The following is a 17,179-nucleotide window of genomic DNA, read 5'->3' on the forward strand; positions in this document are numbered from 1 at the left end:
CGCTTCATCCCGCAGTTCCCTTGAGGATCAGGAAATCTGCCGGGTGATCGTCGGGTCGGTGATCTTGGCGTCGTCGGCGAGCAGGAAGGCTTTGCTCAGGATGATCGAGAGCATTTGATCGCCTTCGAAGGGCAGGAAGAGACCCTGCGTGGCTTCGGGGGCGCCGGCGCCGCGACCGGGGACGATGCAGAGGTACTGGTCGTTGGGCTCCATGAGGATGTTGCCGCTGCCGAGGTGGATCTTGTACGCGCGCAACGCGCCCTGGACGGTCAGGAATTTGCCGTCCAGCGTGCATTTGCCGGCGATCTTGAGACGCGGCAGGAGGCGGGCGAGGATTTCCTTGCGCGTGGCGGCTGTCGCGCCCAGGTCGCCGAAGGCGTAGTCCTGCCAGTAGTTGCGGAAGCGGCCTCCGGGGCCGCCGTCGGCCCAGGCGGGATCGTTGCCGAGGCTGGACACGCCGACGAACAGATCGACATCGCGCATCACTTCGGACAGCACATGGGTCGGGATCTGATCGAGGGGCAGCGCTTCCAGCGGGGCGGCGGCCCGCCAGCCCATTCCGTAGCCTCCGCCTCCGGCGTGCGCCAGATTGTCCGGCGCGGCGAGGTGGTAGAAACGCACTTGATCGGTGACGAGCCGCAGGTAGGTTCCCGTCTCGTTGGTGTCCACGCCGTAATCATCGCCGATGCCCTCCACCCAGAACTCGGCGCGCAGGTTGTGCTTGGGAATCTGCTTTGTCGCCGGCGGATAGCAGTCGTCCACCATCAGCCGGAGCGAGTTCTTCCAGCCGCGCAGCACGCACAGGGTGTTGAATTGATGCTGCTTGAGGACATGCGCGGCGAACCGATTGGAGTAGGTATTGGTCGCGCGCTCGGCGTCGGTGAGCAGATAGATCTCGCGATGGGCCTGCTTGAACGGCTGGACGATTCCGCGTTCGCTGAGAAGCTCGCGCCAGCGCAGCGCGTCCTGCGTTGGGCTCTCGATCGGGCTCCAGAGGCGAACGACCGTTTCGGCGGGAAGTTCCGGCAGCGGCTTCAAATCGATATCCGTGAGCGTGTCGCCGTCGATGGATGCGGGAACGCCGTCGAACGTCCAGATCAGTCGCCGGACCACGCCGCCGAGGACGGGGTGGGTGAGGCAACGCTCGCGCCATGCGGCGAGTGTCCAGGAGCGCTCATCGGTCAAAGCGCGGTCGAGGCGCGCCGCCTGCGCGCCGATCGCCTGACGGACTTCCTCCTCCGCGAGCTTCAGCGCCTTCACTTCGGCGGCGAACTCACGCTTGGCGCCGGCCGGAACGGCCTTGCGTGGTTTGCCGTCCGCGCCGAACCACGCAAGCGTCGTGCGTCCCGTCGCGGCGTCCAGCGTGAGCGTCGCCGCGCCTTCCTCGCCGAATGCGTCATGGCGCACGCCCGATGCATCCAGCCCGCCGGTCGGAACGGAGATATCCTCCAGCTCATCGACGGTAAGGCCGGCCTTGGCGGCGGCGCTTTCGATGGAGCTAGCGATCAGCTTCAGAGCGTTCCGATCGCGCAGCCGTGTGCGCAGTCGTGTCAGCGCTGGCACGCCCAAACCCTCCGGCATCTGCCCCAATGCCCAGATCGCCGCATTCCCGGCGCGCGGCGCCCACGGCCCGCTGCCCGGAATACTGCGAAATCCCGCCTCCGCGAGATGCCCCAGCCCGCGCGCCGCTTCCCGGGAATCGCTCTCGGCCAGCATCCAGGCGCATCCTTTGAGCAGTGTGATATTCTTTTCGTCGCTTCGGAAAAACAATCCCTCTCCGAGCGTCGGCTGCGCCTGAAGAAGAAAGCCGTTCGGCCCCTCGGATTCCGCTTGGATGTCTGTGGGCGATTGAGGGACGAGCCGCGCGGGCGGCGTCGGTCCCGCCAGGTTCAGCCAGGCGATGATTTCCATACGCGCATCTTCGGCGCCCAGCGGCTTTAACGCCTTTTCCAGCTCCGCGAGCCATTTGGCTGTAGGTTTGGACCCGGTCGCGGTAAGGGCGTGCGAAAACAGCGCGGACCATGCCTGCGACTTGTCGTCCTCCAATAGCGCCAGCGTCCGGGCGGCGTCCGCCCACGCTTCTCCGGGGTCGGGCAGCGTCGCGCCGCTGATCCCCAAGATCTTCCCAACCTGGGATTTGATCTTTGCCGCCTCCATGTTGTTGTTCACAAGCGACTGATGCAGATCGGTGAGCGTTTCTTTCAGCGCATCGTTCAAGGGCTCGCTCTTCATAAAACGCTCGACGCTGCGCAGAATCGGGGCGAGATTTCCCGTTTGGACCGCTTGAAGTCCCGTTCCCGCAGCGCGGAGCAGCTGCACAAGGTCCTCCGCCGTGTACGGTAAACTGCGCGATAGCATCTGAGTCAGAAACCGGGAGAGCCGTACGGTGTCGTGAAATTCCTTGGTGTAATCACGGCCACGGAGCATCAGAATATGAACGCAGGGGATTTGCGCCTTCGGGGCGAGACTGAGGATCTCTCGTCCGGCGTCGCTGTCGTTTGGCTTTACGTCCCAAAAGTTGACGGGCGATGTTTGTCTGAGGTGTGCGTCAATCAGCCGTTCGGCGCGAAGGACATCATCGTGGGGCATGGTGGTCATTGTGCAATACTCCTTAAACCTGGGCAATTCTCAGTTACGGGTTCAGTTTACCAGACGACCACTCAAGTAACAATCCATGACGCCGTTTCGGCCTTGCCGCGTTTTTGAAATTCTCATGTGGCGAGACTTGGGACGCCGTCGGCTTGGAACAATCCATGACGCTTTGCTGTTGGAATCATAACCATAGCGCGTTTTTGCGCGGAAAGAACTTGTATACGATGACCGTTTCCGGCGCGCATCCGTCCACGCTGCTGCTCGGCGCTCTTACGGCGATGACCGCGCTTTCGATCGATATGAGCCTGCCGGCGCTGCCCCAATTGCGCCACCTCTTTCATGCCGGCGCCGCCCAAGCGCAGCTGACGCTGACGCTTTTTCTGGTGGGATATGCCATTAGCCAAATCTTCTGTGGTCCGCTGTCCGACGCGCGCGGGCGCAAGCCCGTGCTGCTCTGGGGGATCCTGCTGTTTACGCTTGGCGGGATCGGCTGCGCGCTCAGCCCGTCGCTTCCCATATTGATCGCCTTTCGGTTTTTGCAGGGATTGGGAGCGGGCGTCGGCCCGGTGCTGTCGCGTGCGCTCGTCCGTGATACGTACGACCGCACGGAGGCGACGGTCGTGTTTTCACATATCACGCAGGTCATGATCGTCGCTCCGATCATCGCGCCCACCATTGGCGGCGCGCTGCTGACTCATGTCGGCTGGCCGGCGATCTTTGTGCTGCTGGCGATCGCCGGTGCGGCGCTCTGGTTTGCAGTCAAACGCGGCATTCAGGAGCCGGATCATGCGGGGCTGACCGTGCTGACGCCCGCGGAGCTGCTCGCGCGCTACAAACTCTTCCTCGGAAACCCTACATGCGTTGCGAACATGCTGATTTTTTGTTTCGCCTACGCCGGCCTCTTCGCCTATGTCGCGGGATCGCCGTTTGTGCTGATGGAAGTCTTTGGAATCCCCAAGGCGCAGTTCGGCGTGTACTTCGCCATCACCGCCGTCGCCTTGCTGTGCGGCGCGACGCTCAACAAGACGCTGGTGCGCCGGCAATATTCGCACGCGGCGCTGCTGCGCCTGGGCGTCGCCACTGTCACGGCGAGCGGGGCGCTGCTCTTTGCCGCCTCGTGGCTGCACTGGGGCGGCGTCGCCTGGGTGATCGTCCCGATGATGGGTTACTTGTTCGGCATCGGCGTGACATCCCCGCACGCCATGGCGGCGGCGATGGAGCCATACCCGCAAATGGCGGGCGTCACCTCCTCCCTGATCGGCTCACTCCAAACCGCCGGCGGCGGCCTCGCCGGAGCTCTCGTCGCCGCGTTCTACACGCATACCACCCAGTCCCTCGGCGTGGTTGTCCTGACGGCCGTAGCCGGTATGCTGCTGTCCTTCGCTTGGACCGTGACACACGCGCGGAAGAGCATCGAGGCGGTGGCGTAGAGGGGAGGCCCTCACCCCCCGGCCCCCTCTCCCAATTCTGGGAGAGGGGGAGTCAGAGTTTTAGTGATAAGATCTTTTGGATCAAAGATCCAAATCTTCATCTCTTACTCCTAACCCTCTCCCCGAATGAAGAGAGTTGGCGCAGGGCCGGGTGAGGGCCTTTCTCCTCTTTATCAATACCTCCACCCCAATCGACAAAGTTACCATGGAAGACATTGTACACATCGATGGATCGCACGGCGAGGGCGGCGGGCAGATCTTGCGCACGAGCCTTTCGCTCGCGGCGATCACGGGGCGAGCGGTCGAGTTTGAGAACATCCGGGCGGGCCGCGCGAAGCCGGGTCTGAAGGCGCAGCATCTCGCCGCCGTGCGCGCGGCGGCGGAGATCTGCGGCGCGGGGCTGTCCGGGGCGGAAGTCGGATCACAGCGGCTTGGGTTTTACCCGGCGACGCCGCCGCGCCCGGGTAAGTATCGCTTCGAGATCGGGACAGCGGGGGCGTCCACGCTGGTCATGCAGACGGTCCTGATCCCGCTGGCGCTTGCTCAGTCGTCGTCCGAAGTCGTGGTGACGGGCGGGACGCACGCGCTGCACGCGCCGGCGTATGAGTATCTGGCGCATGTGTATGGAGATTTGATCGCCGATCATGGTCTGACGGCGATATTCGATTCGACGGCCGCCGGCTTCTTTCCACGTGGCGGCGGTCAGATCCGCGCGGAAATCGCGCCGTCTTATTTGGAGCGTCCGGTCGATCTCCTCCAGCGCGGCGCGCTGGTTTCCGTCACGGCGTACATCGTGACGTCGAACCTTCCCGCGACGGTCGCGGCGCGGGGCGAGACGGCGGTGATCGAAGGTCTGCGCGGCGTGGTGCGGCCGAAGATCGTCACGCGCGATGCGCCGTCCCTGGGGCCGGGCGCCTGCCTTGTATTAGTCGCCCGCGCCGAAAACGCCGTCGCGGGATTCTCCGCCATCGGCGAACGCGGGACGCCGATGGAGACCGTCGTGGCGAACGCCTGCGCGGACCTGCGCGCCTGGCTGACGTCCGGCGCCGCCTGCGAGGAGCACCTCGCCGACCAGCTCGTCCTGCCCATGGCCCTCGTCCCCGAAACAAGCCGCTGGAGCGTCTCCGTGGTGACGGACCATCTGCGAACGGTGCTGCATATCGTCCGGCAGTTTCTGGATGTGGAGACGTCGCTGGAGGAAAAGACGGACGGTTCGGGAGTGGTGACGATGCGTGGGCAAGCCTATCGCTAGACTTCGATCGCCCGGCAAAGCCACCCCCGGGCGTGGCTTTGCCCCCGGGATGGTTTTGCGTCACCTTAAAATCCCAGGGTAGCGTTGACGCCGCACGGCGTACGCAGTCCCAAGCACGATAATCGCGGCCATGCCGGACCAGAAGGCCCAGTCGGGGAGGCCGAAGTTCCAGTCTTGGTGGTACACGGCGTCGCCGAAGACGTCGAGCGCTTCGGACAGGAGGCGGACGCCGGCCCAGCCGACCAGGGCGTAAGCGGCGTGGTCGAGGGCGGGGTAGCGCTCCAGGAGTTTCAAGAAGAGACCGGAGACGAAGCGCAGGGCGATGATGCCGATTCCGACGCCGATGTAGATGACCAGAAGTTTGTCTGTCATGGCGACGGCGACTAAAATCGAATCGATCGCGAAGGCGGCGTCGGTGAGCGCGAGGGCGAGGACGACGCTGCGGAACGCGGCTTTGCCGAGCGCGGCGGAGGCGGGCGCTGCCTCAGTGGTCTGTGGTTTTTGAGGGTTCTTCGACTTGACGAAGTGGCCGACGCAAAGAAAGAGCAGATAAACGGCGCCCGCCGCGCGCAGATACCAGAGATGGATGATGGTCGAGGCGACCAAAAGTCCCACCATGCGCATGAGAAAAGACAGGGCGACGCCGACTGTCAGCGCCCGCGACTGCATCCTCTTATCTGGAAGGCGCCTGGCGATAATCGCCAGCACCAGCGCGTTGTCCGCCGACAGCAGCGCCTCCAGCAGCACCAGCATCCCGATCGTCGCCAAATCTTGAAGAACCAATTTCTTCGCCTTTCATCCGAGCAATTCTGTCCCTTCCCGCTGCGGGAGGGATGGCCCGAAGGGCCGGGGTAGGTAGAAATGAGGTCACAAAAAAAGACCTTCGGTCCTGAGTTCACGAAAGACGTGAACGCGGGACCGAAGGTCTCGCTGTTTCATCGGCGGGCCGGGAGCAAAAGCTCCGTCTTGACGACCCGACGATCCACAATGGTTTGGGATGGCTACTCCCCTTCGCGCCTGTTATACCCTGCGGCCCGCGCGTTCAAACCTGTGGCTTTTGCGACATATTCCGCGCCTTTTCGCATTCTGGACAGAGCTCGATGAAAACGGGTATCATAAGAGCGAAAATATCTGATGACGCGTCTGCTAGGGGAGCCGCCATCGCGCAAGTTTGCGCGGGCTGCTGAGAGGGCTTGAAGGCCGACCCTATCAACCTGATCCGGTTCGTACCGGCGTAGGGAAGTGGACCGCCTCGGCCGGCGTGTCCGGCCCTGCGGAAATTACGCCACCTTCCCCCATGCGGAAGGTGGCTTTTGTTTTGCCACACTGTTTCGACGCGTCCTGCCAAAGGACACCACCCATGAATAGCCGAAATTTCCGCTCCTGGAATCGCCAGGGGTTTACTTTGATTGAGCTCCTCGTCGTCATAGCCATCATAGCGATTCTCGCGGCCATTCTCTTCCCCGTCTTCGCACAGGCGCGGGAAAAGGCGCGCGAAGTCACGTGCACCTCGAATATGCGCCAGATCGGCCTCGCCGTGCGTATGTACGTGCAGGACAACGATGAGACATATCCCATCTTCCAGGCTTATAACTCGGGCGTCGGCGCGCCGTCCCATCTGGGCGTTGAGGTCGAGCTGGAGCCTTACACGAAAAGCACGAACGTCTTTCTTTGTCCCGATGACTCCGGAGACCCGTTCACCGGCGGCAAGAACTACGTGACCGTCTATGGCTCATCCTATCGGTTCGACCGCGCGTGTTTCTCGGCGATCCCCGGAGTATCGCTGCAAAACGACGCCCCCATCGATCTCACCACTCCCGGCCATCGTGAGGGCGTCGTGACCGACGCCATGTTCGAATCGACCGCCGAAACGCGCATTATGCGCGATGAGATGATGCCCTGGTTCGCGCCGCAAGTCGACACGACCGACAAGTACGGCTACGCCGATCCGGCGCAGCTGTATTATAAGCAGTGGCATCCGCGCGGCGGCGGCTTGATCTTTGCCGACGGGCATGCGAAGTTTACGACCTCGGAGACGACGTTCCTGAACTATAACGAAACGCCCGACGGCGCGAAGTTCCCGGCCTGCTGGACCGCCTGTGACTAACGAACGCGCCACTATCCTCGCCAACGGCCCCTTTGTGGACGACGGCCGCCTTCGCGCGCGCATCGCGGAAGGCGGCGGACCGCTGATCGGCGTGGACGGCGGCGCGTGGCGCTTGTACGAATTGGGATTCACGCCGCGCTGGGTAACCGGTGATTATGATTCGGTGACGCCCGCGCAGCGGGAAACGCTGGAGGCGGCCGGCGCGCGGTTCGTGGAGACGCCGGATCAGTACCGGGTGGACCTGGACAAGGCGCTCGCCTTTGCGATCGACGAAGCCGGCGCGCGGGATATCGCGGTCTTCGGCGCTGGCGGAGGCCGTCTGGACCATACCGTGGCGGCGCTGGCGGCGGCGGTCGCGCATGGGCAGAGGGCGTCGATCCAGCTGATCGACGCCCACGGCGCCGCACGGCCGGTTTATGGGGAATTGACGCTGACGGGGAGTGATTTGATAGGGCGCGTGGTCTCTTTGATCGCGCTGGGAACCGTCGAAGATGTCTGGTTCGACGGCGTCCGCTGGCCGTTGACGGGACAATCGGTCGGCCCCTATGGGAGGGATGCGACATCGAATGAGATTGTGTCGGACACGATTTGTGTCCGCGCGGGGGCGGGGGATTTGTTGATTTATCTGCATCACGGCGCGCCGGAGCGCTCGGCATGACCAATCCCGTGCGCTTCGCGCCGCTCGATTACGCGCTGATCGCGATCTACTTTGCCTTTCTCGTGGTGATTGGGGTCTTTACGGCGCGCCGTAAGGTGACGGGGGAGAGCAGCGAGGATTTCATGCTCGCCGGGCGCAGCCTGACCCTGCCGGCCTTCGTCGCCTCGCTTGTCGCGACCTGGTACGGCGGCATTTTGGGGGTGGGGCAGTTCGCCTACGAATCCGGCGTCGCCACCTGGACGGTCTTTGGACTGCCTTACTATCTCTTTGCCGTCATTTACGCCTTTTTTCTCGCCGGCAAAGTGCGCGGCGTGGCGCGCCTGACCATTCCCGACACGCTGCAATCGGCGCACAGCCGCCCGGTCGCGCTGCTCGGATCGCTGTTTCTCTTTTGCCTCGTGACGCCCGCTCCCTACACATTGATGCTCGGGACGATGCTGCATGATATGTTCGGCTGGCCGCTGCTGCTCGCGCTCATACTCGGGACGATCCTTTCCGTCGCCTTCGTCGTGACGGGCGGCTTCAACACCGACGTCCGCACCAATATCTTCCAGTTTCTGCTGATGTTCACGTCGTTCGCCATGATCCTCGGCTTTGCGGTCGTGAAGCATGGCGGCGTCGGCGCGATGTTCGCCCAGCTTCCTCCCACCCTGCGCCAGCCGAGCGGCGGTCTTGCTTGGCCCCTGATCGTCGTCTGGTACTTCATCGCGATGTGGACATTGGTCGATCCCGGTTTCCATCAGCGCTGCTCGGCGGCGTCCAGCCCGCGCACGGCGCGCAACGGGATCTTGATCTCGGTGCTCTGCTGGGCGCTGTTCGACTTCATGACCATCACCACCGGCCTATACGCGCGGGTGCTGCTGCCCCATCTGAGCAACACCGTGGAAGCGTACCCCGCGCTGTCCCAACTGATCCTTCCGGCCGGAGCCAAGGGCTACTTCTGGGTGGGGATGCTGGCGACCGTCATGAGCACGGTGATCTCCTACACGCTGATCGCGGCGATCACCGTCGGCCGGGATATCGTCTGGCGCTTCGCGCCCCAGCGGACCGGGGAGAGCGATGTGTTCTGGACCCGTATCGGCGTCGTGGTCTCCTCGGCGCTCGCCATTCTTGCCGCGTACAAGCTTCCGACTGTGGTCGGCCTCTGGTACACCATCGGCACGGCGTTTATCCCTGGACTGCTCCTGCCGCTGCTCACGGCCTACAGCCCCCGCGTGCGCGTGGCGCCGCCGTACACATTCGTCGCGATGCTGCTCGGCGTGGCGCTCCCGATCGTCTGGATGGTCCTCGGGTACAAGGCGGGCGGCATGGATGAAGACCACTATCCCTGGCGTATCGAGCCGATCTACCTGGGCCTGGGCGCATCCACGCTCGTCTGGGCGGCGGGGCGCATCGCGGGCGGCCGCGTGAAGTCCGCCGCTCCGGCTGCGGTATAATGGTCTGACTATCCCAGTCAGGAGCCTCGTCATGCCGTATCTCGCCGGAATCGTTCTGTATCCCATCAAAGCCCTCGATCCGATCCGCGTTTCCCAGGCGCGAATTGTCGGCAGCGGCGCGCTGGAGCATGACCGCGAGCTGGCGATTGTCGACGCCGAGGGGCGGCTGGTGAACGGCAAGCGCAACCTACTCATCCATAACCTCTGCACGGGCGTCAATTGGGATGAAGGCGTGGTCTATCTGGACACCCGCCAGGGCGACCGGGCCGCGCAGTTCCATCTGGACCGCGAGCGCGACGCGCTGGAGGCGTGGCTCAGCGATTACTTCTCCCAGCCCGTGACGCTTCGCCGCAACGCCGAAGGCGGCTTTCCCGACGATCCCAAGAACCCCGGCCCCACGATTATCGGACGCTCCAGCATCGAGCAAGTCGCCTCCTGGTACGACGGCGTTACATACGATGAGACGAAGAAGCGCTTTCGGGCCAACCTGGAAATCGGCGACGCCGAGCCGTTCTGGGAGGACCGCTTGTTCGGCCCTGTCGACGAAAACATGACGTTCTCCATCGGCGATGTCCAGTTCGAGGGGACTAACCCTTGCCAGCGGTGCATCGTGCCCACACGCGACACCAAGACGGGCGCATCGACGGATCAATTCGCCGAGATTTTCCGCGCGCGCCGGGAGGAGTCGCTGCCGGAATGGGCGACCCGCGAACGTTTTAACCATTTTTACCGATTGTCCGTGAATACCCGTTTGGCTCCCACGGAGTTGGGTAAGATGCTCCGGGTAGGAGACGAAGTCCGATTGTCCGTGGGAACTCCCGAAGAATAAAGGGGATTGTAGCCTCGGACGCCGGTCAAAATATGAGATCTGGCGACGAAGGAGAATTCACATGGATTTAGGATTGAAGGGCAAAATCGCTCTGGTGACGGGATCCACGGCGGGCATCGGTCTGGCGACGGCGCAAGGATTGGCGAACGAGGGCGCGTCGGTCGTCGTGAACGGCCGGACTCAGGAGCGCGTGGATCAGGCGGTCGCGAAGATCAAAGAAGTGTCGCCGGGCGCGGACGTCACGGGGATCGCCGCCGATCTGAGTACGGCCGAAGGCGTCTCCGCTCTCGTCGAGAAACTGCCGCGTGTGGACGTGCTTGTCAATAACATGGGTATCTTCGAGCCGAAGGCGTTTGAAGAGATCACCGATGACGACTGGCTGAATATTTTCCAGGCGAACGTGATGAGCGGCGTCCGCCTGACCCGCCACTATCTGCCCGGTCTGCGCGAGCGCAACTGGGGCCGCGTGCTGTTCGTCTCCAGTGAATCGGCGGTGCAGATCCCGGCGGAGATGATCCACTACGGCGTCACCAAAACCGCCCAGGTCGCCGTCGCGCGCGGCATCGCCGAAACACTCGTCGGCACAGGCGTCACCGTCAACAGCGTCCTCGTCGGCCCAACGAACTCCGAAGGCGTCGGCACGTTCGTTTCCCAGATGGCGAAAAAAGAGGGCGTGGACGAGGCGACAATGGAGAAGCAATTCTTCGAGACAGCCCGTCCCTCCTCGCTGATCAAGCGCTTCGAGACAACCGAGGAAGTCGCGAACATGATCGTCTACCTCAGCAGCGAACAAGCCTCCGCCACCACCGGCTCCGCAATCCGCGTCGACGGCGGCGTCACCCGCGCGATTCTTTAAGCGCATTCAATTGGCCCTCGGCGCGCCGCGCCGAGGGTCGGTTCTCGCGATTCAGGCGCTCTCTCTGCTACAATTGGGCATGAAGCGACTGACTTTTGCCGGGAGAGCGTGTATGCTGCTGATAGCGGTTTGCCTCTCTTTCCCTGTTGCGTTCCGCGCCGTCGCACAGACGTCACATGGCGCACATCGTAATCTCGATCGCGCATTCCGTAATTCTGACTGGGATATAGCACGTCTGAAAAGGCTTCTCGCTCAGGGCGCGAATGTCGACGCCAAGGATGACGCTGGGCAGACGCGTCTGGACAGCGCAGTACGATTAGGACGAACTCGCGAAGTGCAATTCCTGCTCGACGCGGGAGCCGACGCCAATCATGCAAGTTACGAAGGAGCGCCGCTTGCGGCCGCTGTGGATAATCTATCCCAGCTTGCAAATCTTCCCTGTCAGCCCCATAGCACCCTCATCGCATTGTTTATCCAGCCGCCCCTCGCCGATCCGAAAGAGCGGGCAAAGATCTCGCAAGAGTTTTTGCAAAAGCGTGCGCGGCAACTTGCAGTGGCCGCGCAGCCCAAAATAGGCGACTATCTTCGGATCATACGCCTCCTGCTGTCACATCACGCCAACCCTAATGTCGCCGCTCTCGGGAGCGGACGCGTTTTAGGAGCTGCTGTGTCCTCAGGCAGTTTGGATTGCGTCCAAGTGCTGATTCACTATGGCTCCCGCGTAAATGCTGGGGATGATAGGCAAATCACGCCGCTGATGTGCTGCGGAGGCAAATATGCGACAGAGATCGCTGCTTTACTAATAACACGCGGCGCAGTGGTCAACACCCACGACCGGGATGGAGAGACACCGTTCTCTTGCGCTGTAAAGACGCGAGACGCAGCCCTCGTGCGCCTGCTTTTGCGCCATGGCGCAAACCCAAGTACACATACTCTGGATGGGACTACTCCACTTTCCTATGCCATTGAGACAAAGAACAATGAAGCCGCAGTCTTGATCCGCGCCGCACTCAAGTCGCCACGCCCCCATTAGCGGAGCGTCGCCCCAAAATCGGTGGGCTTCGCGCCATAGGTTGGATGGTTTCAAGCAGGACGGCGGCGTCACCTGTGCGATTCTGTAAATTCGGAAACGCTGGTCATTAGTGAGACATGAGGGCAATTGCGCAGAGTATTGCTTCATGGATTGCGGCGGTGAAGATCGCCAGTAGTGCGATCTGACTCATTTTAGACTTGCGCGCCTGCCAGCCACACCAGATGGCTATCAAGCAGGTGATGTGGAGCAGAGGGTAGGGCGCAGGCGATTTCTGAGTGTGAAAGAGGTGAATTGCGGCGGCTCCCACGGACAGTATCAGTGCGATCCCCGCCGCTGCATTTCCGGACGCTGGCGGGGCAGAATGCCCGGCGATAGTGGACGGAGAAGGCGGTGGAGGCCATGCGCCTCGTCGATGAGAAATATCCTCCATCACTCTGGCGTGAGTTAGACCGGCGTCACGAAAACGAAAATCTTTTCGCTTCTCCGCGTGTTGAAGAATTCCTGCAAGGAGATGTTCCGGTCCGATCCATTCGTGGTTGAGTCGTCGCGCAGCATCATAGGCCCTATCAATCGACGCCTTGGATTCCCGGGTGAGACGCATTGTTTTCGTCGGTGGTTCCGCGACTGACGGCATTTGGGAGACGTGCGCAAGGATCTTTTCCGGCGGCGCGCCGCAGCGCTCCGAAATTTTAAAGGCAATACTTTGTGAGCCGCCAATCAGAGCAGTCATGAGGTGATCTGGCGTTATAAGGTGTTGCCCGCCGCCGCATGCCGTCTGCTGCGCGTCATAAATGGCGCGCTTCGCGGCTTCCGTAAATCTACTCCACATGCTTCCCATCCTTTAACCGTTCCGGTCCGAGAAACGGCAGCCGCAGCGTCGGCAATGCTCGAAACCCGACGGGCAGGACGAGGTACGCGGCGCCGTCGGCGTCCACCAGCACGTCGCCATCGTAGGTGGATCGGCGGGTCCGGGGATCGCCGATGATGGTGACGCCTCGGTCGCTTGTCCAGGCGACGCCTTCTTCATGGAGAGTGCGATGGAAGGCGCGGCTGAGGTCGTCTTCCGGGACGATGGCGGCGAGCTCCAGATCGTGCGGCGACGGCTGATAAGTCTGCTGCTCCTCGGGGGCCATCAGTCGGGTGGCGATGTGGTAATCGAGGTTGTGGTAGATCGTGATCATTCGTTGTCTTCTTTGGCGGCCGCTTTGCCGGCGGGGATGGCGTAGGCGCTGGGCAAATGGGTATGATTGATACTATGTTGTACCTCGGATGCCCCATTTGGAACTCGAAAAGCTGGCTGGGAAATTTCGTGCCGGCGTCGGCGGCGCGCGAGCCGCTGGCCGCGTACAGTCAGCGTCTGCCGATGGTGGAAGGCAATACGACCTTCTACGGCATGCCGACGCGCGAGATCGTCGCCCGCTGGCGCGATGAGACGCCGCCGGGATTTCGCTTTTGCCTAAAGTTTCCCCGCGTGATCAGCCACGACAAAGCGCTGATGAACTGCGAAGCGGACACGGAGCAGTGGATCGACCGGCTGCGCCTGCTGGAAGACCGCGCCGGTCCAAGCTTTTTGCAGCTTTCGCGTGAGTTCGGCCCCGACCGACTGCCCGTCCTGCGCCGGTTTCTGGAGGCGCTGCCGGCGGACATACGCTTCGCGGTCGAGCCGCGCCACCCCGCCTGGTTCGCCTCGCGCAACGAAGCCATGCTCAACGATATGCTAGCCGGGATGGACATCGCCCGCGTCCTCTACGATGTCCGCCCGCTCAACATGGCCGATCCCGCCGATCCGGAAGTCCGCCAGGCCCAGCAGAAGAAGCCGCAAGTCCCCGTGCGCATGGACCGAGTCGGCTCCTACGTGCAGGTGCGTTTCATCTCCTATCCGGATGTCCCGACCAACGATCAATGGCTTGCCGAATGGGTCCCCCGCGTCGCCGAATGGCTTGCCGACGGCGCCGATGTCTTCTTCTGCATGCACAGCATCTACGACGTCGAAATGCCCGTTCTCTGCCGCCGCTTCCACGATCAGCTCATCGCCGCCGGCGTCCCGCTGGAGCCGATGCCCGAGTGGGAGGAAGAGGTGGATATAACACAATTGAGCTTGTTCTGACGGGGTGTCCCTATTCCCCCGCGCTAAAGCGCGGGGGAATAGGGATGAACGCGGGCGAATAGGGCCCACGCCTTTCCAAAGAAAATTGCGTTCAACTGCGGTATAAATCCTACATAGCAAGCCGCCGTCGAAGGACGGCGCTCGGCCGCTGCGCCGAGAGAATGGGGGAAGGCCATGGCGTCGAAACCACTGTTAGAGTTGCGGCTGCATTTGACGAACGGAAACACGCACACGTTCACGCAGGACGATCCGGAGCAGGCGCATGAGCTGCTGCATCATGTCAGCCTCAATGTCTTTACGCAGCCGACGGTGATTGTGTATGGGCGGGAGCGGGTCGCGGCCTATCCAGGCAATAAGATCACCGGGATCACGATCAGGATCGACCCGATCCCCGACTATTTGCTCCAGCTCAATCCCAACGCAACCCATATCCGGGAGATCACCGAGGCCGACTATCGCGCGAAGCTGCGCGATGCGCCCAAATGCGTGCAGGCGCAGCCGTTTCTGATGCTCAATGAAGTGGAGATGTGCTGCGGCCATCGCTTCTGGCTCGAAGTCGATATCGTGACGGCGGTGGGCAGTGCGCAGGAGCGGAAGATCCTGTACAACGCCTTCAGCTGGCCGAGCGCTGTCTGCCAGAACCTCGATGGAAGCGTCACCATCTGGAACCGCGCGCAGATGGTGAGCTGTTCGTTTGCGCCAAAGCCGGATGTGCCGATGGGAGCGTGGCCGGCGGAGTTAGTGGAATAAGCGCAATACAGCGGCGCATTCGCTTATCAACTGATCTTACACAAATGCCTGGCCGGCGACTGAAGTCGCGCCTGCAAGAGTGCAGAAACCCACCTTCGTGGGTTACCTGTTTGCTCACAATACCGCTTAATGCGAACCCAACGTTAGGCGGTATCGCATAGGATTATGTAGTCCGCGCAGGCGGACTTCCGCGCTCTTGCAGGCGCGGCTTCAGTCGCCGGCGAGAAGACTGCGTGACATCCGTTGATAAACAGGCCGGCCATTGAACGCTAATTGTTCACTGGCCGGCCTTCGCTACGTTGTCGGACGTTTGAGAATCTCGCGGATTTTACTTCGCCAGATCGGACAGCGCCTGGAACTCTTCGTCCGAAAGCTCCACCGAGACCGACCCGATGTTCTCTTCCAGGTGCGCCACGCTCGATGTGCCGGGGATCGGCAGCATCGCGGGCGAGCGTTTCAGCAGCCACGCGAGCGCGAGCTGGGCGACGGTGGCGCCGTGCTGCTTGGAGTAGGTATCGAGCAGGCCGCCGGGCTTGACCAGATCGCCGCCGGCGACTGGGAACCACGGAATGAAGCCGATGTTGTTCTTCGCGCTGTAGTCCAGCAGCGCCTCGGACTGGCGGTTCGCCAGGTTATAGAGGTTCTGCACGGAGACGATATCCACGATCGTCTTCGCATGTTCCAGCTCCTCGATGGAAACTTCGCTCAGGCCGATGTGCCGAATCTTGCCGGCCTCCTGAAGCTCCTTGAGCGCGCCCAGCGACTCGTCGACGGGAACCTTAGGATCGATTCGGTGCAGCTGGTAGAGGTCGATCGTATCGACTTTCAGGCGGCGCAGGCTCAGTTCGACGCACTGCTTGAGATACTCGGCGCGGCCGACGGGAGTCCAGATATTCGGACCCTGCCGCGTGAGGCCGCCCTTGGTGGCGATGACAAGGCCGTCGGCGTACGGATACAGCGCCTCGGCGATGATCCGCTCCGAGACCTCCGGTCCGTACGAATCGGCGGTGTCGATGAAGTTGACGCCCAGCTCCACGGCCCGGCGCAGGACTGCCTTCGCCTCATCCGGATTCTTTGGCTCTCCCCAAATTCCCTCGCCCGTAATGCGCATGGCGCCGAAGCCAAGCCGATTGACCGTCAGATCGCCGCCCAGGGTAAATGTCCCGGACGCCGCCGCGTTCGCCAGCGTTTGTGTGCTGCTCATGGTATGTCTCCTTCGAAATCTGTGGAAGTCGCTCCGGAGTTTGGAACAGAGGAAACGCCGGCGGCGTTCCCGGTTCGACGCGCGTTCGCGGGGAACGTTAGTCCGTCGCCTTCTCGATTGTCAGGTCGTATGTGTAGGTTTTCGAACCGTTGATGTTGCGGACGACCAGGAGGATCGGCTTCGGCTTGGTGACGACGAGAATTCCCTCGACGCGCGCCTGATTACCGACTTCGTTGACCGTGACAAACTGCATCTTGTCCGGGAAGCCGTAGGCGTTCAGAAGATCGACCTGGCCCTGAAGGTTGGTGTCTTCGCCTTTCGGAAGGTTCAATCCCAAGGAGATGCTCCACTTGCCGGGGGGCAGGGTGACGGAGTAATAGGCGCTGTCGAAGTTGGCGAGGTCGCCGCCGACGCCGGCGTCGGTTCCGATCTTCGCCGGGGAGACGGTGTTTCCAAAGCCGAAGGGAAGAAGCTTGATCTGCTTGGCCGGGACGACGGTCATCCAGAGATCCATCGGGATTTCCTGGTCGTGCGAGACACGCAGGCGGGCTCCCAGCGGCTTGGGGATGGAGAACTTGCGGCCGACGCGGGTGGAGACGCCGATTTCGTTGCTGGAAAGCAGATTGCTGTCAACGATCACGCCGTTGGTCTTCAGCAGCTGGACTTTTGCCTGAATATTTCGGGATTGATCGTCGCTGCGCTTGACGTCGAGGATAATGTCGTAATCACCCTTGCTGAGCGCAATGGCGTAATCGGTCGATTCGCCTTTGTCGAGCGTCATATGGACCGTCTGGCCGAGCGCCATATGGATCGCGGCGTCCTTGGCCTGTGCGGAGAGGGCGGCGAAGCCCAGCACGAGAGTGAGGGCGAAAGTGAGTAAGCGCTGCAAGTGTAGCCTCCTTTGGTTACATGTCATTTCTTCATG

The 17,179-nt window shown here is 62.1% G+C and carries 16 protein-coding genes and 1 riboswitch; of the genes, 10 read left to right on the top strand and 6 right to left on the bottom strand.

What is annotated here, in order from left to right:
* Nucleotides 1-27: 27 nt before the first annotated feature.
* Nucleotides 28-2,598 carry a DUF4132 domain-containing protein gene (locus D5261_RS13600; protein WP_119320775.1) on the bottom strand — a complete coding sequence of 857 codons (2,571 nt, stop codon included), beginning with the start codon at nucleotides 2,596-2,598 and terminating at the stop codon, nucleotides 28-30.
* Between the two features lie 218 nt (nucleotides 2,599-2,816).
* Between D5261_RS13600 and D5261_RS13605 the strand changes: the two genes are divergently transcribed.
* Together D5261_RS13605 and rtcA are read left to right on the top strand one after the other, a co-directional pair.
* The gene (locus tag D5261_RS13605) at nucleotides 2,817-4,022 is read left to right on the top strand and encodes a multidrug effflux MFS transporter (RefSeq protein WP_165864091.1); all 1,206 of its coding nucleotides are present in this window, start codon (nucleotides 2,817-2,819) and stop codon (nucleotides 4,020-4,022) included.
* A gap of 205 nt (nucleotides 4,023-4,227) precedes the next feature.
* Nucleotides 4,228-5,274 carry an RNA 3'-terminal phosphate cyclase gene (rtcA, locus tag D5261_RS13610; protein ID WP_125205908.1) on the top strand — a complete coding sequence of 349 codons (1,047 nt, stop codon included), beginning with the start codon at nucleotides 4,228-4,230 and terminating at the stop codon, nucleotides 5,272-5,274.
* 60 nt (nucleotides 5,275-5,334) lie between these two features.
* Here rtcA and D5261_RS13615 read toward each other — a convergent pair whose 3' ends face one another.
* Nucleotides 5,335-6,057 carry a DUF475 domain-containing protein gene (locus D5261_RS13615; RefSeq protein WP_119320772.1) on the bottom strand — a complete coding sequence of 241 codons (723 nt, stop codon included), beginning with the start codon at nucleotides 6,055-6,057 and terminating at the stop codon, nucleotides 5,335-5,337.
* A 355-nt stretch (nucleotides 6,058-6,412) separates the two neighbouring features.
* A riboswitch (TPP riboswitch) is annotated at nucleotides 6,413-6,532 on the top strand.
* 102 nt (nucleotides 6,533-6,634) lie between these two features.
* Here D5261_RS13615 and D5261_RS13620 point away from each other — a divergent pair.
* The 6 genes from D5261_RS13620 (at nucleotide 6,635) to D5261_RS13645 (ending at nucleotide 12,193) form a co-directional block, all read left to right on the top strand.
* The gene (locus D5261_RS13620) at nucleotides 6,635-7,381 is read left to right on the top strand and encodes a DUF1559 family PulG-like putative transporter (RefSeq protein ID WP_119320771.1); all 747 of its coding nucleotides are present in this window, start codon (nucleotides 6,635-6,637) and stop codon (nucleotides 7,379-7,381) included.
* Nucleotides 7,374-8,039: a thiamine diphosphokinase gene (locus tag D5261_RS13625; RefSeq protein WP_165864090.1), complete on the top strand. Its 666-nt coding sequence runs from the start codon at nucleotides 7,374-7,376 to the stop codon at nucleotides 8,037-8,039. Before D5261_RS13620 ends, D5261_RS13625 begins: the two co-directional genes overlap by 8 nt.
* Nucleotides 8,036-9,475, top strand: coding sequence for a sodium:solute symporter family protein (locus tag D5261_RS13630; protein WP_119320769.1), 1,440 nt, complete (start codon nucleotides 8,036-8,038; stop codon nucleotides 9,473-9,475). Before D5261_RS13625 ends, D5261_RS13630 begins: the two co-directional genes overlap by 4 nt.
* Nucleotides 9,476-9,506: 31 nt before the next feature.
* Nucleotides 9,507-10,304, top strand: coding sequence for an MOSC domain-containing protein (locus D5261_RS13635; RefSeq protein WP_119320768.1), 798 nt, complete (start codon nucleotides 9,507-9,509; stop codon nucleotides 10,302-10,304).
* 61 nt (nucleotides 10,305-10,365) lie between these two features.
* Nucleotides 10,366-11,160 (top strand): SDR family NAD(P)-dependent oxidoreductase, encoded by a 795-nt coding sequence (locus D5261_RS13640; RefSeq protein ID WP_119320767.1) that lies wholly within the window; start codon nucleotides 10,366-10,368, stop codon nucleotides 11,158-11,160.
* 112 nt (nucleotides 11,161-11,272) lie between these two features.
* Entirely contained in the window at nucleotides 11,273-12,193 is a 921-nt protein-coding gene (locus tag D5261_RS13645; RefSeq protein ID WP_165864089.1) for an ankyrin repeat domain-containing protein, read from the top strand.
* Between the two features lie 106 nt (nucleotides 12,194-12,299).
* Here D5261_RS13645 and D5261_RS13650 read toward each other — a convergent pair whose 3' ends face one another.
* Nucleotides 12,300-13,022 carry a Clp protease N-terminal domain-containing protein gene (locus D5261_RS13650; protein ID WP_165864088.1) on the bottom strand — a complete coding sequence of 241 codons (723 nt, stop codon included), beginning with the start codon at nucleotides 13,020-13,022 and terminating at the stop codon, nucleotides 12,300-12,302.
* The gene (locus D5261_RS13655) at nucleotides 13,012-13,374 is read right to left on the bottom strand and encodes a hypothetical protein (protein ID WP_119320764.1); all 363 of its coding nucleotides are present in this window, start codon (nucleotides 13,372-13,374) and stop codon (nucleotides 13,012-13,014) included. The genes D5261_RS13650 and D5261_RS13655 overlap by 11 nt, the downstream gene beginning before the upstream one ends.
* A gap of 62 nt (nucleotides 13,375-13,436) precedes the next feature.
* On the opposite strand from D5261_RS13655, the gene D5261_RS13660 reads away from it, so the two are divergent.
* Nucleotides 13,437-14,300, top strand: coding sequence for a DUF72 domain-containing protein (locus D5261_RS13660; protein ID WP_165864087.1), 864 nt, complete (start codon nucleotides 13,437-13,439; stop codon nucleotides 14,298-14,300).
* A 174-nt stretch (nucleotides 14,301-14,474) separates the two neighbouring features.
* Complete coding sequence (locus D5261_RS13665; protein ID WP_125205906.1) at nucleotides 14,475-15,050, top strand: hypothetical protein; 576 nt, start codon at nucleotides 14,475-14,477, stop codon at nucleotides 15,048-15,050.
* Between the two features lie 328 nt (nucleotides 15,051-15,378).
* Here the strand turns inward: D5261_RS13665 and D5261_RS13670 are convergent, their stop codons facing one another.
* Both D5261_RS13670 and D5261_RS13675 read right to left on the bottom strand, forming a co-directional pair.
* The gene (locus tag D5261_RS13670; RefSeq protein ID WP_119320761.1) at nucleotides 15,379-16,254 is read right to left on the bottom strand and encodes an aldo/keto reductase; all 876 of its coding nucleotides are present in this window, start codon (nucleotides 16,252-16,254) and stop codon (nucleotides 15,379-15,381) included.
* A 97-nt stretch (nucleotides 16,255-16,351) separates the two neighbouring features.
* Nucleotides 16,352-17,143 (bottom strand): hypothetical protein, encoded by a 792-nt coding sequence (locus tag D5261_RS13675; RefSeq protein ID WP_119320760.1) that lies wholly within the window; start codon nucleotides 17,141-17,143, stop codon nucleotides 16,352-16,354.
* Nucleotides 17,144-17,179: the final 36 nt, after the last annotated feature.

Source organism: Capsulimonas corticalis (genome assembly GCF_003574315.2).
In the GTDB taxonomy this organism is placed as follows: Bacteria; Armatimonadota; Armatimonadia; order Armatimonadales; family Capsulimonadaceae; genus Capsulimonas; species Capsulimonas corticalis.

What these genes read in the sequence shown, in the direction of transcription:
- D5261_RS13600 (WP_119320775.1), bottom strand. Translation starts at nt 2,598, where the DNA reads ATGACCACCATGCCCCACGATGATGTCCTTCGCGCCGAACGGCTGATT.
- D5261_RS13605 (WP_165864091.1), top strand. Translation starts at nt 2,817, where the DNA reads ATGACCGTTTCCGGCGCGCATCCGTCCACGCTGCTGCTCGGCGCTCTT.
- rtcA (WP_125205908.1), top strand. Translation starts at nt 4,228, where the DNA reads ATGGAAGACATTGTACACATCGATGGATCGCACGGCGAGGGCGGCGGG.
- D5261_RS13620 (WP_119320771.1), top strand. Translation starts at nt 6,635, where the DNA reads ATGAATAGCCGAAATTTCCGCTCCTGGAATCGCCAGGGGTTTACTTTG.
- D5261_RS13630 (WP_119320769.1), top strand. Translation starts at nt 8,036, where the DNA reads ATGACCAATCCCGTGCGCTTCGCGCCGCTCGATTACGCGCTGATCGCG.
- D5261_RS13635 (WP_119320768.1), top strand. Translation starts at nt 9,507, where the DNA reads ATGCCGTATCTCGCCGGAATCGTTCTGTATCCCATCAAAGCCCTCGAT.
- D5261_RS13640 (WP_119320767.1), top strand. Translation starts at nt 10,366, where the DNA reads ATGGATTTAGGATTGAAGGGCAAAATCGCTCTGGTGACGGGATCCACG.
- D5261_RS13645 (WP_165864089.1), top strand. Translation starts at nt 11,273, where the DNA reads ATGCTGCTGATAGCGGTTTGCCTCTCTTTCCCTGTTGCGTTCCGCGCC.
- D5261_RS13650 (WP_165864088.1), bottom strand. Translation starts at nt 13,022, where the DNA reads ATGTGGAGTAGATTTACGGAAGCCGCGAAGCGCGCCATTTATGACGCG.
- D5261_RS13655 (WP_119320764.1), bottom strand. Translation starts at nt 13,374, where the DNA reads ATGATCACGATCTACCACAACCTCGATTACCACATCGCCACCCGACTG.
- D5261_RS13660 (WP_165864087.1), top strand. Translation starts at nt 13,437, where the DNA reads ATGATTGATACTATGTTGTACCTCGGATGCCCCATTTGGAACTCGAAA.
- D5261_RS13665 (WP_125205906.1), top strand. Translation starts at nt 14,475, where the DNA reads ATGGCGTCGAAACCACTGTTAGAGTTGCGGCTGCATTTGACGAACGGA.
- D5261_RS13670 (WP_119320761.1), bottom strand. Translation starts at nt 16,254, where the DNA reads ATGAGCAGCACACAAACGCTGGCGAACGCGGCGGCGTCCGGGACATTT.